Origin of the sequence: Aquibacillus halophilus, assembly GCF_009649745.1 — a bacterium.
In the GTDB taxonomy this organism is placed as follows: Bacteria; Bacillota; Bacilli; order Bacillales; family Amphibacillaceae; genus Aquibacillus; species Aquibacillus halophilus.
The window spans coordinates 13,926-33,123 of record NZ_WJNG01000003.1 but is presented as its reverse complement, the minus strand read 5'-3'; the positions used below and the strand labels follow the sequence as shown (position 1 = coordinate 33,123).

Annotated in this window: 18 protein-coding genes and 1 pseudogene; 7 read left to right on the top strand and 12 right to left on the bottom strand. The window is 36.1% G+C overall.

Annotated elements, in window-relative coordinates; translation table 11 throughout:
- The first annotated feature begins 45 nt into the window (after positions 1-45).
- Positions 46-1,785, top strand: coding sequence for a cache domain-containing sensor histidine kinase (locus GH741_RS04570; protein WP_153735609.1), 1,740 nt, complete (start codon positions 46-48; stop codon positions 1,783-1,785).
- Between the two features lie 7 nt (positions 1,786-1,792).
- Positions 1,793-3,337, top strand: a complete 1,545-nt coding sequence (locus tag GH741_RS04565; RefSeq protein WP_153735608.1) for a response regulator — start codon at positions 1,793-1,795, stop codon at positions 3,335-3,337.
- Positions 3,338-3,409: 72 nt separating this feature from the next.
- On the opposite strand, the gene GH741_RS04560 is transcribed toward GH741_RS04565, so the two are convergent.
- Positions 3,410-4,576, bottom strand: a complete 1,167-nt coding sequence (locus GH741_RS04560; RefSeq protein ID WP_153735607.1) for a hypothetical protein — start codon at positions 4,574-4,576, stop codon at positions 3,410-3,412.
- A 253-nt stretch (positions 4,577-4,829) separates the two neighbouring features.
- Here GH741_RS04560 and pxpB point away from each other — a divergent pair, with 253 nt between their 5' ends.
- Genes pxpB through GH741_RS04545 form a run of 3 tightly spaced genes read left to right on the top strand, consistent with a single transcriptional unit; the run spans position 4,830 to position 7,247 of the window.
- Positions 4,830-5,513, top strand: coding sequence for a 5-oxoprolinase subunit PxpB (gene pxpB / locus GH741_RS04555; RefSeq protein ID WP_153735606.1), 684 nt, complete (start codon positions 4,830-4,832; stop codon positions 5,511-5,513).
- Between the two features lie 16 nt (positions 5,514-5,529).
- Positions 5,530-6,513: a 5-oxoprolinase subunit C family protein gene (locus GH741_RS04550; protein WP_153735605.1), complete on the top strand. Its 984-nt coding sequence runs from the start codon at positions 5,530-5,532 to the stop codon at positions 6,511-6,513.
- Positions 6,495-7,247, top strand: a complete 753-nt coding sequence (locus tag GH741_RS04545; protein ID WP_153735604.1) for a LamB/YcsF family protein — start codon at positions 6,495-6,497, stop codon at positions 7,245-7,247. The genes GH741_RS04550 and GH741_RS04545 overlap by 19 nt, the downstream gene beginning before the upstream one ends.
- Positions 7,248-7,524: 277 nt before the next feature.
- Here the strand turns inward: GH741_RS04545 and GH741_RS04540 are convergent, their stop codons facing one another.
- The 5 genes and pseudogenes from GH741_RS04540 to GH741_RS04520 form a co-directional block, all read right to left on the bottom strand.
- Positions 7,525-8,283 (bottom strand): SurA N-terminal domain-containing protein, encoded by a 759-nt coding sequence (locus GH741_RS04540; protein WP_153735603.1) that lies wholly within the window; start codon positions 8,281-8,283, stop codon positions 7,525-7,527.
- Between the two features lie 230 nt (positions 8,284-8,513).
- Positions 8,514-9,044 carry a chromate transporter gene (locus tag GH741_RS04535; RefSeq protein ID WP_153735602.1) on the bottom strand — a complete coding sequence of 177 codons (531 nt, stop codon included), beginning with the start codon at positions 9,042-9,044 and terminating at the stop codon, positions 8,514-8,516.
- Positions 9,044-9,628: a chromate transporter gene (locus tag GH741_RS04530; protein ID WP_153735601.1), complete on the bottom strand. Its 585-nt coding sequence runs from the start codon at positions 9,626-9,628 to the stop codon at positions 9,044-9,046. The genes GH741_RS04535 and GH741_RS04530 overlap by 1 nt, the downstream gene beginning before the upstream one ends.
- Before the next feature lie 22 nt (positions 9,629-9,650).
- A pseudogene (locus GH741_RS04525) lies at positions 9,651-11,269 on the bottom strand (gamma-glutamyltransferase family protein).
- Between the two features lie 152 nt (positions 11,270-11,421).
- Positions 11,422-11,607, bottom strand: a complete 186-nt coding sequence (locus GH741_RS04520; protein ID WP_153735600.1) for a hypothetical protein — start codon at positions 11,605-11,607, stop codon at positions 11,422-11,424.
- A gap of 571 nt (positions 11,608-12,178) precedes the next feature.
- Between GH741_RS04520 and GH741_RS04515 the strand changes: the two genes are divergently transcribed.
- Complete coding sequence (locus GH741_RS04515) at positions 12,179-12,628, top strand: Lrp/AsnC family transcriptional regulator (RefSeq protein WP_153735599.1); 450 nt, start codon at positions 12,179-12,181, stop codon at positions 12,626-12,628.
- A gap of 83 nt (positions 12,629-12,711) precedes the next feature.
- On the opposite strand, the gene GH741_RS04510 is transcribed toward GH741_RS04515, so the two are convergent.
- From GH741_RS04510 to GH741_RS04485, 6 genes are all read right to left on the bottom strand, one after another.
- On the bottom strand, positions 12,712-13,320 hold the full coding sequence (locus tag GH741_RS04510; protein WP_153735598.1) for a YesL family protein: 609 nt from the start codon (positions 13,318-13,320) through the stop codon (positions 12,712-12,714).
- A 4-nt stretch (positions 13,321-13,324) separates the two neighbouring features.
- Entirely contained in the window at positions 13,325-14,368 is a 1,044-nt protein-coding gene (locus GH741_RS04505) for a LacI family DNA-binding transcriptional regulator (RefSeq protein WP_153735597.1), read from the bottom strand.
- A 31-nt stretch (positions 14,369-14,399) separates the two neighbouring features.
- Positions 14,400-15,245, bottom strand: a complete 846-nt coding sequence (locus GH741_RS04500) for a carbohydrate ABC transporter permease (protein WP_153735596.1) — start codon at positions 15,243-15,245, stop codon at positions 14,400-14,402.
- A 14-nt stretch (positions 15,246-15,259) separates the two neighbouring features.
- Entirely contained in the window at positions 15,260-16,195 is a 936-nt protein-coding gene (locus tag GH741_RS04495; RefSeq protein ID WP_420809384.1) for a carbohydrate ABC transporter permease, read from the bottom strand.
- Positions 16,196-16,263: 68 nt separating this feature from the next.
- The gene (locus GH741_RS04490) at positions 16,264-17,598 is read right to left on the bottom strand and encodes an ABC transporter substrate-binding protein (RefSeq protein WP_153735595.1); all 1,335 of its coding nucleotides are present in this window, start codon (positions 17,596-17,598) and stop codon (positions 16,264-16,266) included.
- 366 nt (positions 17,599-17,964) lie between these two features.
- A complete protein-coding gene (locus GH741_RS04485; RefSeq protein WP_153735594.1) occupies positions 17,965-18,147 on the bottom strand; it encodes a cold-shock protein in 183 nt (60 codons plus the stop codon).
- Between the two features lie 369 nt (positions 18,148-18,516).
- Between GH741_RS04485 and GH741_RS04480 the strand changes: the two genes are divergently transcribed.
- Positions 18,517-19,158: a YesL family protein gene (locus tag GH741_RS04480; RefSeq protein ID WP_153735593.1), complete on the top strand. Its 642-nt coding sequence runs from the start codon at positions 18,517-18,519 to the stop codon at positions 19,156-19,158.
- Positions 19,159-19,198: the final 40 nt, after the last annotated feature.

Here is a 19,198-nt window from a genome sequence, read left to right as displayed (position 1 = left end):
GTGTTCAGCTGTGTTATAATAAAACCGACTGGTTGGTATTGAACTATGAATCTAAAAAAGTGGATTTTCTTCAGTTTACGTACAAAAATGCTCGTTATGTTCGTTATATTAACGGTTACCCCGCTTATTTTTGTTGGAATCGTGTCGTACGTAAAATCCTATAATATAGTCTCTGAAAAGTCACATACATTAGCACAGCTTAAAACAGATCAATTAAGCCGGGATATTGATATATTATTTCAAGACATTAAACGATTTACTGAAATTGGCGAGCAAGCTAACACGGTACAATTCTTAATCAATCAGGATGATACTGCTGATGAAGCTAATACCATCTTAAATACGTTGCAATTCTATCGTGAAAGCTATCCATCGAGTGATAGAATCTTTGACATTAGCATTAGTAATAATAATGGGAAAGTGATTAGTGAAAGCAGAGGTGTCTATCTGTTAGAAGAGCCTCCTAGTCAAAGTCCAGAAATAAGACAGCTGATGGATGACCCTACTAAAGTATTATTCGAACCTGTTGTTAGGAATGGCTTTCCAGCAATATCGATGACAACTACAATATTGGGAGATCAGACAAATAAAACAATTGGATTCATTAAAATACTCATTGATGCCTCAGCTATTAAAACCATCCTTGACCAAGGGCTGATTGGCGACTCCGGTTCTTTTCATATTGAGTCTGAAACAGGAGAGGTTTTGTTTCATTCGCCTAATATAGAAGAGGCCATACCTAAGACGGATTGGAATAAAATTGGCGAAAAAAGTAATGGGTACTATACCGATTCCACTTCCACCTTTTTTGTCTTTACTACCTCAGAAATGACAGGTTGGAAAATTATTGGTCACGCACCCGAAAATGAAATTATGCGGGATGCCAATGAAATCCGGAGTTTAATCATACTTAGTGTAACCTGTAGCATTATTTTCACGATTGGACTTTACTTTTTCATTTCTTCAAAATTAATACGTCCTATACGAACCTTGAAGGAAAAGATGAAACAAGCATCGGCAGGAGATTTTGATGTTAAGGTACTAAATAACAATGGATTAGATGAAATTTCTGAACTAGGAACTAGCTTTAACAGTATGATCATAAAAATTAAATCGTTACTTCACAAAAGCATTGACGAGCAAAAACAGTTGAAAGCTGCTGAGTTTCGAGCAATGCAAGCTCAGGTAAATCCTCATTTCCTATACAATACACTTGATACCATCATATGGATGGCAGAAGCGAAAAACACTTCGCAAGTTATCGATGTAACTAAAGCCTTATCGCAATTTTTTCGCATTTCATTAAGTAAAGGAAAAGATTGGATTACCTTAGATGAAGAACTGGAACACATTCGGAATTACCTGATTATCCAAAAAATAAGGTATGAGGATATTCTAGAGGTAACCTTCCATATAAATGAAGACATTCTCGAATACAAAATTTTGAAATTAGCACTTCAACCACTTATTGAAAATGCAATATACCACGGAATAAAAAACAAACGTGGAAAAGGATTCATCCGCATTAAAGGAGATATTAATGCTCAAGGACACATCGTCATTGACATTATTGATAATGGGATTGGAATAACAGAAAGTCGCCTTGATGAAATTCGCACGCAATTGTCTAGAGGCATCCCTTTAAGTAGCGGTAGTGGTGGATTCGGAATGGTAAATGTTCAACAAAGAATAAGGCTATATTACAATGAGCCCTTTGGCCTAACCATCAATAGCTGGTATAGATCAGGTACTCATATCTGTTTAACAATTCCAGCAGAGAGGTGATCGTTTAATGAAAAAGATATTTCTGATTGATGATGAAAAGGTAATACGTGAAGGTATAAAAAATAGTGTTGATTGGGCTAAAGAAGGATTTGAATTTTGTGGTGATGCACCAGATGGTGAAATTGCTCTACCTTTGATTGAAAAGTACAAACCTGATATTGTCATTACTGATATTAGAATGCCTTTTATGGACGGTCTGCAAGTTAGCCGTATTTTACGTGACAGGATGCCTAGAATTAAAGTAATCATCCTGAGTGGACATGATGAATTTGAATATGCTAGAGAAGCGATGCGAATTCAGGTTTCAGAGTATTGTTTAAAACCAGTTAGCGCCCAGGATCTAATCGAGGTATTGCAAAGAGTGTCTGCATCAATAGAGGAAGAAGAATCGGCTAAAAAACAAATGCTAGATTTACAATATCAGGCTAAACAAAACGTAGTTCTTTCTCGTGATAACTTTTTAATTGAGTTATGCAACGGGATCTACTCGACGGCTGAAGCAATTAAGAAGGCCTCAGAGTTAAATATTGAATTAATCTCTAGCTATTATTATGTATTGATTCTAGAGACAGATGTAAAAGAAATCCCTGCTATCGATTGGATCCTAAAAAACTACTCATCTCTCGTATTTAAACGAAGAAAAACACAAACTGTATTTCTTATGAAAAATGAATCCAAGCAACAACTTGAGTTAGAAATTGAGGCAATTAGAGAACAACTCCTTTTAGAACCTGATTCTCTAAGCTTCGGATTTGGAAAAGTAAAGAGTCGAATTCAAGGTATTGCTGAATCCTTTGAGGAAGCTGATAAGGAGAAAAGTTTTTCCGTCCATATTACAGAAAAATACAATGTGGATAATTCAGAAGTTGACACAAAATCCAACAAAGAACTACATCAATTCAATCGAAACGATTTAATCCATTTTCTCAAATTTGGTGATACTAGCAAAATTGATGAATTCTCAGAATCATATTCTTCCTACTTGAAAGCAGCTAACGTTCGTACTCCATTTTTTATTTATTATTTTTTAATGGACTTTACGACAACCATAACTCATTATATTAAAGATCAAAATAATGATACTGATGATATTTTACAACAAATAAACGGCTTAGAAGTTAAAATGAGTTGGATCAAAGAGTATTTCGAAATTGTGGACTATATGAAGGAATTACTAAATCTTGTTATAAATTTCAGGGAACAGGTTAATAGCAAATTCGGAACAATTATTCAGAAAACTAAGGATTACATTCATGATCAGTATAGTGACCCGAAATTGTCTCTCCAAACGATTGCAAAGAAGGTTAATGTGAGCGCCTCCTACTTAAGCCATATGTTTAGTCAGGAAACCGGAGAAACATTAATTGAATATTTAACAAGAATTCGAATTGATCGTGCAAAAGAGTTCCTTAAAACTACCAATGACAAAACATATGAGATTGCTTATAAGGTCGGCTATAGTGATTCACATTACTTTTGCCACTCCTTTAAAAAAATAACTGGTATGACAACAAAACAATTTAAGTCTCATGGCCAAATCATTCCTTTATAAAACCAACATAAAGGGAATTACGCAATAGCTCACTGAACCTCTTCTAAAAAACGGAGGTTCTTTATTTGCCCATTAATAATCGATGTCTACCTGATAGGTTAGCTCCACAAGCTCTGTTCCCTCTACTGTGTACCAATCTCGAGACTGGACTGCCAATAACTGTTCTGATTGAGTCATTTTAAAAATATAAACATCTTCATGGTATGCAGGCCCTTCAATTGTTTCAATTAATTCCAATTGAACTCCTTTTAAAGCATAATAGTCAACTACCTCGTCAGTCCCTATTTCAAAGGAGCTTTCATGTGAGTTAAGTATTGGCTCCCAGCCATCAATCTTCCAATCTCCCTCCTCTTCTACAACATGCACGTTAAATTTCACTCCGGTGTTTATTTCACTTGCTGGACGATAGGCATATATATTTAATCCCTGATTAGTCTGATTTATTTCTTCAGTTACATCTAGCCTCATTTCCCCCTCTAATGGACTTGGTGCATCACAATAACAAAAAAAGGATTCCATTCGTGGAATGACTACATCTCGAATAAATCTTTCCGTAAAATAAGGAGATACAATCGGGCTTACTACTGATTTAAATTCCTCCATTGTCGGTTCAATTTCATCAATCGATTGATACCATCCATTTTCATCAATCGCATCGATTACCGCGCGTTGAACAGTGCCAAGCTCCTCCAATAATAGAATAAGATTCTCTTTTCCTTTATCCAACTCTATGTTTGTTTGCTCCTCGTTATTTACCTTGGGGGCGGCTTGTTTATCAGAATCCTGTTCTTCGTCAATTAATTCGGTTGGCTCTTTAACTATAGTCTGTGATACTGTCAACGTTCGTTCTAAACTTGCGAGCAAATCTTCAACATCTTGTTTACTTACCGGGTAGAATACAACGCTTTTACCACCATTCATTCTAATTTCCAAGCTGTTTTCCATAATCATTACTGTTTCATTAAATCCATCAATCCCTTGATTCAATTCAATCGTGTTATTGTTCACTTGTCCACTCAATGGTAATTCTTCTTCTAAGAGTGTTTCCTCACCTACTCGATACGTTATATAGGAACCCTCAATAGACTTATTATCCTCTGTTATCGTAATAACCTTAATCGTGTCCATACTATTGTTCATATACCCATATTGATCCGTTAATGAGATTTCCTTACTGCATGCTACAAGAAAAAATGTTACAAATAGTAAAAAGGTAAATGTAATATGACTTCTGTTCATTGCTTACCCCCCTAGTAATGAGTTACTGATTTATCTGTATACACGTAATCTATTAATCCAACACTAGTCTATTAACTATCAACAAGATTTAGACCTAGAACTTCATGGTCACAACAAGTCAAGGATTCAACATTTCATTTACTTCTATGGTAAAATTTACAATATTATATTTCTTCCAATTGTATTTCACTTTTATCTAAGACTTCCCTTAGGTTAAAATGGAGAAAACCTACTTAAAAAAGAAGGTGATCGCATGGATGATTTTCAATATGCCGCCCTTAGTGAGACGGCTATTATTATCGATTTCGGAAAGAAAATTACAATCGAAAAAAATACGCGTATTCTTCAGCTGGCTGAACGGTTAGCTAACAATCCTTTTTTAGGTTTTATAGAATCCGTACCATCCTATACAACATTAACTATTTACTATAATCCGTTAGCCTTTAGTGAGAATCCATATAAACAAGTCTGTTTATTAATTGATGATTATTTGTCTATAACTGAACAGTTTCCTTTAGATACCAAAACAGTATCGATACCAGTATGCTATGACCTGTTATTTGGATTTGACTTACAAGAAGTGGCATCAACAAATAAACTTACAACAGATCAAGTGATAAATTACCATAAAAATAAAATCTATCACGTATTCTTTTTAGGATTTACCCCAGGCTTCCCGTTTCTTGGTGGAGTTGATTCTAAAATTGCGACACCTAGAAAAGAAACACCACGAATGAATATACCTGCAGGTTCAGTTGGAATTGCAGGGAATCAAACAGGAATTTACCCTATTGACTCGCCTGGAGGATGGCAAATCATTGGAAGAACACCAGTCTCCCTTTTGCAGATTGATCAAGAGTCACCTACATTGATCCAACCTGGTGACAAGATCAAATTTTATTCTATTACCAAAGAAGAATTTTCAAGTTATTACTAATTAGGGAGGCTAAAGGATGGGACTACGAATCATTGAAGAAGGTTTACTAACAACCATCCAGGATTTAGGAAGGTTTGGTTATCAATCATCCGGCTTCTCGGTCAGCGGACCAATGGATTCCTGGGCCATGCAACTTGCAAATATCATAGTAAACAATGATCCAAGTGAAGCTGTATTAGAGATGAGTTTTATCGGACCAAGTATTACATTTGAAGATTATTCGATTATTTCACTTACAGGAGCTGATATGTCCCCCAAAATTAATGATAAGGCAGTAGAAAATGGAAAACCATTAGCTGTTAAGGCCGGAGATACCCTCCAGCTTCGAACTGCAAAAAATGGAATTCATTCCTATTTAGCTGTTAAAGGTGGATTAGATTTACCCGAATTTCTTAATAGTAAGAGCACATCATTAAAGGTTGCAGTTGGTGGGCTACACGGTAGAAAATTGGATGTTGGTGACAGCTTAGCTATTAAATTCCCTACACACGGAAAGACTTTTAATTGGAGACTTAGTAGTAGGCTTTTTGATTATATTAAACAAGATCATTTAATTATCCGTTTTATTGAAGGCAGGCAATATGACTGGTTTACTGAACAATCCAAACAAAAATTCATGGCAGATTCTTATAGCACGACAACACAATCAGACCGGATGGGATACCGTTTAAAAGGCTCACCTCTTTATTTTAAAAATGATGGACAACTATTAACTGAAGGAACCACCTTTGGGACCGTACAAGTTCCAGCAAATGGGCAACCAATCATATTAATGGCAGATCGGCAACCGACCGGAGGCTATCCAAAAATAGGACAAATCATTCATGCCGATCTTCCAAAACTAAGTCAAACAAGACCAAGCCGAACATTAACCTTTCAAAAATGCAGTTTAAGTGAAGCCGATTTCTTAATGAGAAAAGGTCAACAACAACTTGATCAATTACAAACGTTTAGTAAGCTAAAATGGAAGGAATGGGAACCATGTACACAGTCGATATAAATTGTGATATGGGAGAAAGCTTTGGCAGATATGTGATAGGTAACGATCAGGATATCATTAAGTACATTTCCTCTGCTAACATTGCATGCGGGCTTCATGCTGGTGATCCTGCAATAATGGACGAAACGGTTAAACTAGCGATCAAGCATCATGTAAAAATTGGAGCACACCCCGGTCTTCCTGACATACATGGCTTCGGTCGAAGAGTTATGAACATCACACCTACTGAAGCATATCAGTGGATTACATATCAAATAGGAGCTTTACAAAGCTTTGTGAAAATAAATGGAGGAAAACTTCACCATGTTAAACCACATGGTGCATTATATAATATGGCAGCAAAGGACAAAGCCATAGCTGTAGCCATAGCCGAGGCTATGTTTCAAATTGATCCAACATTAACCCTTTACGGTCCTTCAAACAGTGAATTAACAAAAGCGGGGGAGAAAATCGGGTTAACAGTGAAGCATGAGGTGTTTGTTGATCGTACTTATCAGGATGATGGCACGTTAACTCCACGGACAGAGAAAAATGCATTATTAACCAATAAAGAAGAAGCAATCAATCAAGCTCTTATGATGATTAAAAAACAAAAAGTTATCTCTGTAAATGGTATTGGAATCCCAATAAAAATAGATACGTTGTGCATTCATGGTGATGGGCCTTATGCTCTTGATTTTGCTTCTACACTATACCAACATTTGAAGACCGAGGGGATTCAATTAAACAAATAAGAAGTCCAGTCTTTAGACGTTTTCATCTGGTATCCTTAAGATGATAGACTTTCTAATCATTTAACCAAAGCACGTGACAGATGACGGTTCTAAAGCACGAATTTCACATAGAATATGTACGTGCACTCCATAGGGTAAGTTGATCTCCAACTTAGATGCACGGTAGAACCATCAGTCATTGCTGGTGGTTCTTTTGAGTTTTATGGAGCTTTTCAATTCAAAAAGGAGTAGGTCTCTCACTACATGTGAGTCCTACTCCTTTTTTGTAACAATTACTTTAAATTAATGTTTCAATTTCGCTTTGTTCTTTTAAACTCTCAATTAGTGTACCAAGTTGGCTTCTTTCTTTTTGTTGTACCAATTGTTCTTTTAATTGTTGTTGTACTTCTTCAAAAGGTGGAGCTTCTCCCTCGCCCTGTTGGCTTACTAACTGATCATAATATTCTTGAACTTCTTCTTCTGTTACTTCTGTTCCTGTGATTTCTTGCTCTATATACTGATTTAGCTTAATCTCATAAGCCAATTGTTCTTTTAACGATTGTTCTGTTAATTTAAGTTGTTCAAGCTGTTGCTCAAATTCCTCATTAGTTTCAAATTGTGATTTTATTTCTTCTAAATTTTCGTTAACATCCGAACTTGATGCTTCAATTCCCTTAGATTCAGCCTCTTGCAGTAAAAGTTCTTGTTCAATAAGACTATTTATCGTTTGTTCCTTTACTTGAGCAGCATCACTTGCTTCCTGGCCATACTGCTGAAACATTAATAATGTTTGATTATACATTTGATTATATTTACTTCCATTTATTTCTTCACCATTAACAGTCGCAACAATAGTATCTTCGTCAACTGTTTCAGCTTCTGGAACGTCCGGTGTAGCTTCTTCTTCAGTATCCGGAGTGGTCTCTTCTGTATCTGAAGTAGCCTCCTCGGTATTTTCATCGGTATTTTCTTGTTCAGTTTCTTCCTGGTCACTACAAGCCACTAGAAAGATAGACAGAAACAGAACAACTATCATTAATAGAAATATTTTCTTCATTTTAAAACCTCATTTCATTTTATCATGTTCTATCATTTAAACATGTCCAGCTATTTAAATGCAACCAAAGTCCATTTGTGAAATAACCCCATCAGCTTTTGATCCCCGTTAAAATCGCTTTTTACAATTATTTCTATTATCCAATCACAGACATTTGGTTTTTCTTTTTCATTGATGGAAAAAAAGGGACTAACTACCACGGGTAGTCAATCCCTTTAATTAATAATTTACTATCCTAAAAAAAATGCTCCATATCCTAAGGCAGCTAAAATTATAAATGCAGGGTGTACTTTTAATCTTTCCATAAGTATAAAACTAATCACCGCAATCAGTAGCATTTGCCAAACACCTGAACTAAGATAAGATGTTTTAAAAAAACTAAATGCCATTACTCCTAATAATACAGCAATAGTGGGGCGTATCATCATTGTCATATTTTTGACCCTTGGTGAATCCTTGAATTTTAGTAGAATGCTCAGTAGTACAATCATTAATATAAGTGAAGGCGCCACTATGGCAAACACACCAATAAAAGATCCCAATACCCCACCTTGCTCATATCCTATATATCCGGCCATCTTTGTTGCGATAGGTCCTGGTAAAGCATTAGCCATTGCTAACATTTCACTGAAGTCCTGGACTGACATCCACTCAAAACGGTCAACGACTTCTTTTTCAACTAGCGGTATGGAAGCTGGACCCCCACCGTAGCCGACAATACCAGGTATAAAGAAAGCCAAAAATATTTCCCAATAAATCATTATGACTGTCCTTCCTTCTGGGGTACTTTTGATTTGTTACTATCTTCCTCTTTTTTCTCCGGTTTTAGTAAAGCATATAAAAGTAAAAATGCGATTAAAATTCCCGGATGTAATCCGATCCATTCAATTAACAATAACGAAACTACTGCTAAAATAATCATCAGAATCCATCCAAGCCCTCCTTGGGCATTTTTCAAGAACTGATAAGTTAATACTGCCAGCATCACACCTACAACCGGAACAACTGCTTGTGTCATACCATTTACCCATGGTTGATCACTCATCGATGATAGAAACGTTAAAAGTACTATCATGATCAAAATGGTTGGGACAATGGTTGCTAGTACGGCGTTTATCATTCCTATAATTCCTGAAACTCGATAACCAATATACCCTGCCATTTTAGTCGCGATTGGACCTGGTAATGAGTTACCTAAAGCTAAGACATTAGCAAACTCTTCATCGTTCATCCAACCGTATTTCTCTACCACTTCTTTCTGTACAAGGGGAATTGATGACGGACCACCCCCATACCCGAGCATTCCAACTCGAAAAAAAGCTATAAATAGCTGCCATTGTTTCATTTCAATCAATCCTTTTACCATATTAGTAAGAAGCAATAGTTCCATCGGTACGGGACTCTGTTCCACCATACAAAGTACCAGTATCATTGTCTTTCCAAATAATCTGACCCCTGCCAAACGTATATTTATCTAGGATAACCTCTACATTATGTCCAATTCGTTCTAATCCGCGTAGAAGGTGAACTGGAAAATGCGGTTCAACTAGTACACGTTTATCTTCTATCCATTGCCACCTTGGTGCATCAAGAGCTGTTTGTGGATTTAGTTTAAAGTCAATCATATTCATTACCACCTGCATATGCCCTTGCGGCTGCATAAAACCACCCATTACACCAAATGGTCCTATTGCTTGGTTATCCTTGGTTATAAATCCTGGTATTATTGTGTGATAGGTCCGTTTGCCACCTTTTAGTGCATTGTCGTGATTAGGATTCATGGAAAAGTTTTTACCACGATTTTGTAATGCAATACCAGTTCCTGGCACAACCAAGCCAGAGCCGAAATCGTGATAATTACTTTGAATAAAGGAAACCATATTTCCTTCTTGATCAGCTGTTGCCAAATAGACTGTCCCGCCCTGAGGTGGAGTGCCTGGTTCAGGAGTCAATGCTTCTTCACCAATAAGTGCACGGCGCTGTTTAGCATAAGACTCTGATAAAAGTCCTTCTATTCTTTCTGACATATATTTTGAATCTGTAATGTATTTCTTGCCGTCAATGAATGCTAGTTTCATAGCTTCAATTTGCTTGTGATATGTATCGACCGATTCCTTTTCAGGAAATTCAAAGCCTTTGATAGTGTTCAGAGCGAGCAATGCGATTAATCCTTGGCCATTAGGTGGTATTTCCCAGACGTCATAACCCCGGTAGTTAACAGATATAGGATCTACCCATTCAGGTTTAAAAGCAGCCAAATCTTCTTTGGTTAAAAAACCATCATATTCTTGTGAAAAGGCAGCAATTTTATCAGCAATCTCACCTTGATAAAATGACTTGGCATTTGTTTGTGCAATAGATTTTAATGTCTTTGCGTGATCTGGTGATTTCCACACTTCCCCTATTTTTGGACTTCTTCCATTTGGGGCAAATGTTTTAAACCAATTGTTAAATTCCTCTGATGTCAATTTTTCCTTATATTTGTGAAATAACTTATCCCAGTAATATCCAAGAGTTGGGGATATCGGATATCCTTGTTCTGCGTATTTAATTGCTGGTTCAAGCACCTCTTCTAAGGTTAATTTACCGAATCGTTCTGACAGTTCTGCCCATGCTGATGGAGCTCCAGGTACAGTCACAGGAATCCATCCATGCAAAGGCATCTCCTCATGTCCAAGACTCTTAACCTTGTCGATTGAAATACTTTTTGGTGCAGGACCACTAGCATTTAATCCATGTAGTTTCCCTTTGGTCCAAACAAGGGCAAACGCATCACTCCCTATTCCATTTGAGGTTGGCTCAACAACTGTTAATGTTGCAGCAGTTGCTATTGCCGCATCAATCGCATTCCCTCCCTTTTCAAAATATCTAATCCTGCTTGCGCAGCTAACGGTTGTGAAGTAGCTACCATCCCTTTATTTGCTACTGTTGTCATTCGCTGGGATGGATATGGATAATGAAGGGTATCAAATTTAAATTTAGTCATCTGCCCACTCCTCTCTAACAAAAAATATACCATTTCGTAATCTTTATATTTAAATATATTACGTTTGTTAATATATATGTTATAATTAATTAACAAATGATTAGATTAATGTTTTTAATTATATAAGAAAATTCAGAAAAAATAAAGGGTTTTTAAATTTTATATTGTTTTAAACTTAGTACACTAAAACTATAGATTCCGACGTAACTGCTATGTTGATTTTCGCTCCGGGCAGTCGCTTTCCGCGGGCAACGCTTCAACTTCCTCAAGAAACCCGCTTCCTTGAAAAAGGAAATCACTTTTTCTGCGTGCGGTGTTGATTCAAGAAGATAATTCAAGTCCTGCGGGATTTTCAGCCGTCGCTTTTCCCGCAGGAGTCGACTGCCCTCCGCTCCAATCACTATCTTATAAGCAAAATAGCAGTTGGTTGGTTTATTCTAGTCAAACACAACACTATAGCTTAAAAAACACACGTAGATTTTTAAAAATATAAGTGATTTTTTGTGCCGTAATTCTTTGTCGAAGCATTACTTGTCTTCCAGGAAGGAGAGTCCTGTTACCATAGCTACATATTCTGATTACGCTGGTTAAGACTTTCTAATTAATTGAGTAGTGATACTTTTGGAATAAACGTTGTTTGAGTTCATCTCACTTAAACAGAAAGCTATTCAAAGCTTCGGAAAAATGCGACACTCCTATGGGAAAGGAACAGTCTGAAGACCCCGCAACGAGGGTTTTTCTCGTGAGGAGGCTGAGGCGTTCCCCATGGAAAGGGAGTATTTTTCCGGAGCGATGGATGATCACCCATCTTATAAAGGTTGGGATAAAGTCACGACAGAGTTATGTCGTATTTTTCATCAAGTCCGAAATTTAAAGCGAAAATAGCAAAATAGAAAGAAGGTGAAGATTTTGAGTTTAGACAATACAGACAAGAAAATTTTAGATCTTCTTATTGAAGACGGCAGAATTTCATATACAGACATCGGTAAAGAACTAAAACTATCACGCGTTGCTGTTCGTTCTCGAGTCAATCAGCTAATAGAAGAGGGTATTATTGAAAAGTTCTCATGTATCGTTAATAGCGAAAAAATAGGCAAAACTGTTTCTGCCTTTTTTGAAGTGGATTGTGAGCCAGCACACTTAGTAGATGTTGCTGAGAATCTTGTTAATCATCAAGCTGTTGCCAGCTGCTACCAAATGACAGGGCCTAGCACACTACATATGCATGTTCTAGTCAATGATTTTAATGAACTTGAAAGTTTTATTAATAAGGAATTATATGCATTAGAAGGAATAACCCGTGTGGAAAGCCATATATTGTTGAGGCGTTTCAAAAGCCGTAGCGGACTCAAACTTTAATTCGGTATTAAAAAGCAAAAAGATCGTTGTAACACTTATCTTAAAGTGTTACAGCGATCTTTGCACGACCTACTAACAGCTAGTTAATTTGCTGCTCTTGTTTCATGTATCCTATATGATAATCTATGAAATACTTGATAGAGTATAAAAGCTAATACACTTCCAAAGATTAGCAGGAATATTGGCACAAAATAAGTTAAGATTAACACAATGCTAATTAGCAACATACAGAGAATCGTATGAAAAATGTAGCTAATTGAAATAAATAGTGCATTTTTAATCGTATGCAGGATGGTAAGTTCATAATTTACTAGAATAAAAAAGATATAAATTGTAGTAAACATGTATAGCATCGTCACGAAAATCAGGAGAGTTAGCAGAACCATTCTACCCATAAATTCAACCTGTAACATGATTGCAAAATCTAGATACAGAATGACTGCAGCAATACTCCAGATGATTCCGATTAGAAAACTTTTTTTGAAATTACCTTTAAATTCTTTCATAAACAAAGACAACATGCCCGCCTCTATGCCTTCAGATGTCCATTTTCTTACAACACCAAATAAAGCTGCTGTAGCTGGAAAGATAGTTATAATTGGAATACAGAAAATTAGCCATAGTATGTTTATCAGTAAGAAATGAGTGAAAATATCCAGTATCTTTAAAAAGATATTCTCCGACTTATCCATATGATCACCCTCTTGTTTGCATCTTCATATAACTAGTTCCAACTAAACATGATTCACGAATAACTAACTCTGGATCAACTAACACAGAACTAGGCTCTGTATTATTATTAATAAGGTCATGAAGCATATGAGCAGCTAATCTGCCCATTTTATCCTTATCCTGTTTCACAGTTGCTAATGGAGGATCGCTATAACGACAAGCCTCAATATCGTCACAACCAATTATTTTTATATCTTCCGGGACCTTTAGACCAGCTTCCTTTATTGCTCTAATTGCTCCAAGAGCCATCATATCAGAAGCAGCAAAAACAGCTTGCGGAAAAGGACGTTGTGCAAGGATTTGCTTCATCGATTTATATCCAGTATCTTCAAAATAGTCACCATACTGCATCCAATGATCACGCATTGTCATTCCAAATTGGTTCATATTATTAATGAATGCTTCTTTGCGAATGTTAGAAATAATCGAGTCCTCTGGACCACCTATAAAGGCTACCTCTTTGATTGAATTAAGGTAAAGATGTTCAACTACCTTTGCAGAAACCTTACTATTGTCTGTCGTCACAAAGCTTGAACTTGGTCCGCTTAGCTCAATGTCTACACCCACACAAGGAATATTGCTTTGGTCTAGTTCATAAACAGCTTCCTCAAGATGTTCCCCAGCAATAAGAATACACCCATCTAATTGAAAGTGTTTACAGCGTTTAAGGTAATTTTCTCTATCATTACTAAATTCGTTGTTTGAAAAGATAAGTATATCGTAACCTAATTTTCCGATTGCTGATTTAAAAGCGTTAACCACTTGGTTAAAAAACGGGTGATTAAACTCAACATTAACTTCACCAGCATAAATTAAACCAATAAGATTAGACCGCTTGGTTGCTAATGATTTAGCTGAAAAACTAGGTTTGTAGCCTGTATCTTCAATTATTTTCATTATTTTTTTAATTGTTTTTGGACTAATACTTCCGGTATTATTTATTACTTTGGATACCGTTCCTGGTGATACACCAGCCATCCTTGCAATGTCCTTTATCGTAAGCTTCATTTGAAATCCCTCTGTTTGTTAATGTTCTATTCTAGCTTTTTACCGCTCCCTCAGTCAAACTGGCAATGAATAATCGATTCAGTAAAAGGAATACGATTATCAATGGGACAGTTGCCCAAAATGTTCCGGATAAGATCATTCCATTATCCCGAACATAGTTATCAATTAATCCACGTAAAGCGACTTGAATCGTGTGAGAAGATTCCTCACGTAAAACGACTAAAGGCCACAGAAAATCGTTCCATACATACATGAATTTAATAATCGCTAGTGTTGCAAAAGCTGGAATGATAACTGGTATTGCAATGTTCCAGTACACTCTGAAGTTTGTACAACCATCAATTTTAGCTGCATCTACTAGCTCATCAGGAACGTTACTGCTAATGTATTGTCTCATCCAAAATATACCGAATGCATCAATAAATCCCGGAACAATAATTGCTTTTAAATCATTTAGCCAATCGAGTTTCGTGATGATAATATACTGCGGAATCAATCCTAATTGTGGTGGTATCATCATTGTAACCAAAATAGCTACAAATAATATATTTCTTCCTTTGAACTCAAACTTTGCAAATGCAAATCCAGCCAGTGAACATAAGAATAACACACCGATTGTTATTACGGAAGAAACAATTAGCGTATTCCAAATGGCCCCAAAGAAATCTATTGTGTTGATAACATTTGTAAAGTTTGTTACCAACTCACCACCCGGGATAAATGCTGGTGGAACTCTATTAATTGCATCATTTGCATTTGTTGCCATTACAAACATCCAGTATAATGGAAAAATCGATAGGACGGAAGCAATGGTCAGCAACGCGTACACAAATACTTTTGCAAGAGAAATTTTTTTAGGTTGTTTTTTTTCACTCATGTGCTAAGCCCTCCTTATCGCCCAATCCGATTTGCAACAAATACGTTAATTGAGGAAATGATAATGATTATAACGAACAAGATAATTGCCGCAGCTGATGCTGGGCCAAATGCTAAGTTTGTAAATGCTTCACGATACAGGTAAAGAACTACAGTTATACCTTCTTCCCTGTATGTTCTTCCAATGAAAATTAATGGTTCAGTGAATAGTTGTAAAGCACCAATTGTTGATGTAAAGACAGTTAAAATAATAATTGGTCGAAGCATTGGAATTGTAATATATTGAATCTTTTGTCTAATTGTTGCCCCATCAATCGTTGAAGCTTCATATAATTCATTTGGAATTCCTTGTAAGCCAGCAAGGTAAATAATTGTGTTATACCCTACCCAACGCCAGAATACCATGGTTGAAATTGCTACTTTAACTCCCCACTCAGTTGTTCCCCAACTAATTGGATCGATACCGAATAACCCAACAATGATGTTAAATAATCCAAAGTCTTGATTGTTAAACATAATTCCAAAAACAATTGCTACAGCTACGGTTGACGTAACATAAGGCATGAATATTGATACACGGAAAAAGCTTTTCGCTTTGATTATTGCTGAATTTAATGCATATGCCAAAATTATACCTATTAATAACTGTGGGAGTGTTCCTAAAATCCACATAAATAACGTATTAGTTAGTGATTTCCAGAAAAGAGGATCAGTTAAAATCCATTTGAAGTTTTGAAATCCAACGTATTCCATTTCTCCAAAGCCATTCCACTTTTGAAATCCGAGGTAAAAGCTAAAAAGAATTGGAAACAATCCAAAAATGGCAAACAAAATAAAGAATGGAGAAATATAGAGATATCCTGAAATTGCTTCTTTTGCTTTTTCACTTAAGGATGATCTTTTTTTTGTTGGAGGCAGTTGTTTGTGTGCTTGTGTTTCAATTTGTGCCACTTTCTTTCTCTCCTTCCATTGATTTCAAGCGGCCTATGGATAAACCACAGACCGCTTGATTATCATCCTTACTGTCTTTCTAATTGTTGTTCAATACGCTCTACAGCTGCATCCCACTCTTCTTGTGGATCCGCGCCTTCTACAGCAACGTTTGTAAGTGCTGTAGTTAGCTCAGCATTAACTGTTGCGTAGTTTACACCCATATATACAGGTACTACAGATTTAGCAGCTTCTGCTAAAATTTCTGCTGTTGGAGCTCCACTGAAGTATTCATCAGTAGTAGCTAAGAATTCTTCTGATTCATATACTTCTGGTGCTGAAGGGAATAATCCCATGTCGTTAAATGATTTTAATTGTTGTTCTGGAGCTGTTAACCAAGCAATGAAATCATAAGCAGCTTGTGGATGCTCAGATTCTGCAGGGACTGTTAGGAATGAACCACCCCAGTTACCTGCACCTTCAGGAATGTTAGTTAATGACCAGTTACCACCAGCATCTGGTGCATTACCTTTAACTACACCAAGCATCCAACCAGGAGCACCAGGCATTGTTGCATAAGTACCTTCAGCCATTGCACTACCCCACTCTGGAGTCCAAAGTGCATTTTGACCAATTAAATCTTCACCAATCATCATTGTAGTAAAGTCATATGCTTCTTTAACAGTATCTTCAATGATAAGTTCATCATCTTCGTTAAAATATTGTTGTGGCTGTTGGTCACGAATTGCGTTAAATACTAACTCAGGAGCATCAGCAATCGGCTTGCCAGTTTCAGCTTTAATTGTTTTAGCTGCTTCATAGTAGGCATCCCAAGTATCAATTTCGGCTGCAAGTTCAGCAGGATCAGTCGGTAAACCAGCTGCTTCGATTACATCTGTACGATAAAACATTGTAGTAGGACCAATGTCAGTAGGAAGACCTACTTGGAAAGAACCGTCTACACTTTGTGCTTGTTGCCATTTCCAGTCTAGGAAATTACCAGCTACATCTCCAGCACCATAATCATTTAAGTTATGAAAGCTGTCACTTGCGTTAAGGAATCTAGCTACTTCACTTACTTCAATCATCGCGATATCTGGCGCACCACTACTAGCGGATAGTGAAGTGAATAGGTTGTTGTGAATATCAGCCATTTCACCTTCATTAAGTGTAATTGTTACATGAGGATTTTCTGTTTGATATTCCTCAATTAATTTATCGTATCCTGTACTACCAAAAACCCACATATCTAATTCTACTGGTTCAGCCTCTTCAGCCTCTCCGCCATCGTCGCTACCAGCATCAGTTTCTGTTTCTGTTTCAGTTGAAGTATCATCCTCACCTGAAGCACCACTGTCATCACTACATGCAACTAAAGCAAATACTAGTACTGAAAAAACGACTAACATTAACCACTTTTTCATAATTTTCTTACCCCCGTTTTCATATTTTCATAGTAGAAACAATTACTACTACAGATTTCCTACTATCCTTTACTGCGACTAAGAATAAAGGAAATCGGTTTCCTGATGACTTAAAAAAAGATGGTTTTTTTCCGATGTAGCGTGTTGTAATCGCTTTCTAAGTTGATTATATTACTAGATTATTACAGAATCAAGGATTTTTTTGAATTCCCTATAAATAAATTATTTTTATAAAGAAAACGGTTTCTTAAATTGGTGCCTAGTTTCCTTATCGCTCTAACGTTTCCGTGTATTTGATTAAATATGCAAAGAAAAAAGAAAAAATAAAAAGAGGCCTTTTGGCCTCCCATATATTTGGCATAACAATTAATCAATTTTAGCAATAGTTCTTGTTTCTTTTACCATTTCAGATTTACATAAAGGACACTTTGGTTCTTCTTCAAAAGAAAAACTTTCTCTCATCCAACCAGCGCAAGACTCGCTAGTGCATGACCATACCACTGTTTCAACTTCTGGTACTGGTTCTCTTTTATTGTTATAGTAAGCCATACTACATCTCCCTTTCTGGGTTCTGTATTATATTATACATTATTTTCTGTTGAAAACAAAATGACGGAACGATAACTACGTAACTTTATATATGTGAAATTATATTTCGCCTCACTACGAACCAATAATAATAAAAAACTGCTCGCATATAAAGTAATTACCCTTCAAAGATCACATGATACTGACAGACAGAAGTAAGCTCTGGTTATTCTTACCCCTATCCTTATCAAGAATATTATTGATTGTAACATTTAGGATTTCAATTTGTCTTCAGCTGGTGTCAGGGGAATTAATTTGCAAAAATGTACACTGTTGAATAATTCATGATAAAATTAGATTAATACGTAACCGAACAAAAAGGAGAAAATAATGAATTTTTTAGGGTACCAAGGTGGACTATTTAAATTATTTGAATGGATTTCAAAGTTTGCTTATGTCAATGTATTATGGATGGCTTTTTCTTTTATCGGATTAATCATTTTTGGTTTTTTCCCTGCTACCATTGCTATGTTTACGATAGTAAGAAAATGGATTATGGGCGATACCGACATCTCTATTTTCAAACAGTTTTGGAGCATATATAAACAAGAGTTTATTAAGAGCAATTTATTAGGTTTACTTTTAATACTTGTTGCTGGAATTATTTATGTTAACCTAATTTATATCGAAGCAAATACAGGTAATTTATTAGTGTTAACTCACATCCCTCTATACCTTTTTATGTTTGCATTTATTTTAACGGTTATCTACCTATTTCCTGTATATGTTCACTATGATGTTAAATTTTTTCAGATGTTCAAAAATTCCTTTCTCATCATGATTATTAACCCAATTTACACCCTAATGATGATATTAGGAATTATTGGTACATATTATGGTTTATCACTTGTTCCTGGCTTGATTTTTTTCTTTGGTGGTAGTGCACTCACATATATCATAATGTGGCCCTCCTACCAAGCATTTCAAAAAGTTGAAAAGAAAAAGGAAAAAACAGTTGAAACTAATAGCTAACCTTTAACAAGAGTTTATTTAAAAGGCCAGCATTCCTAAA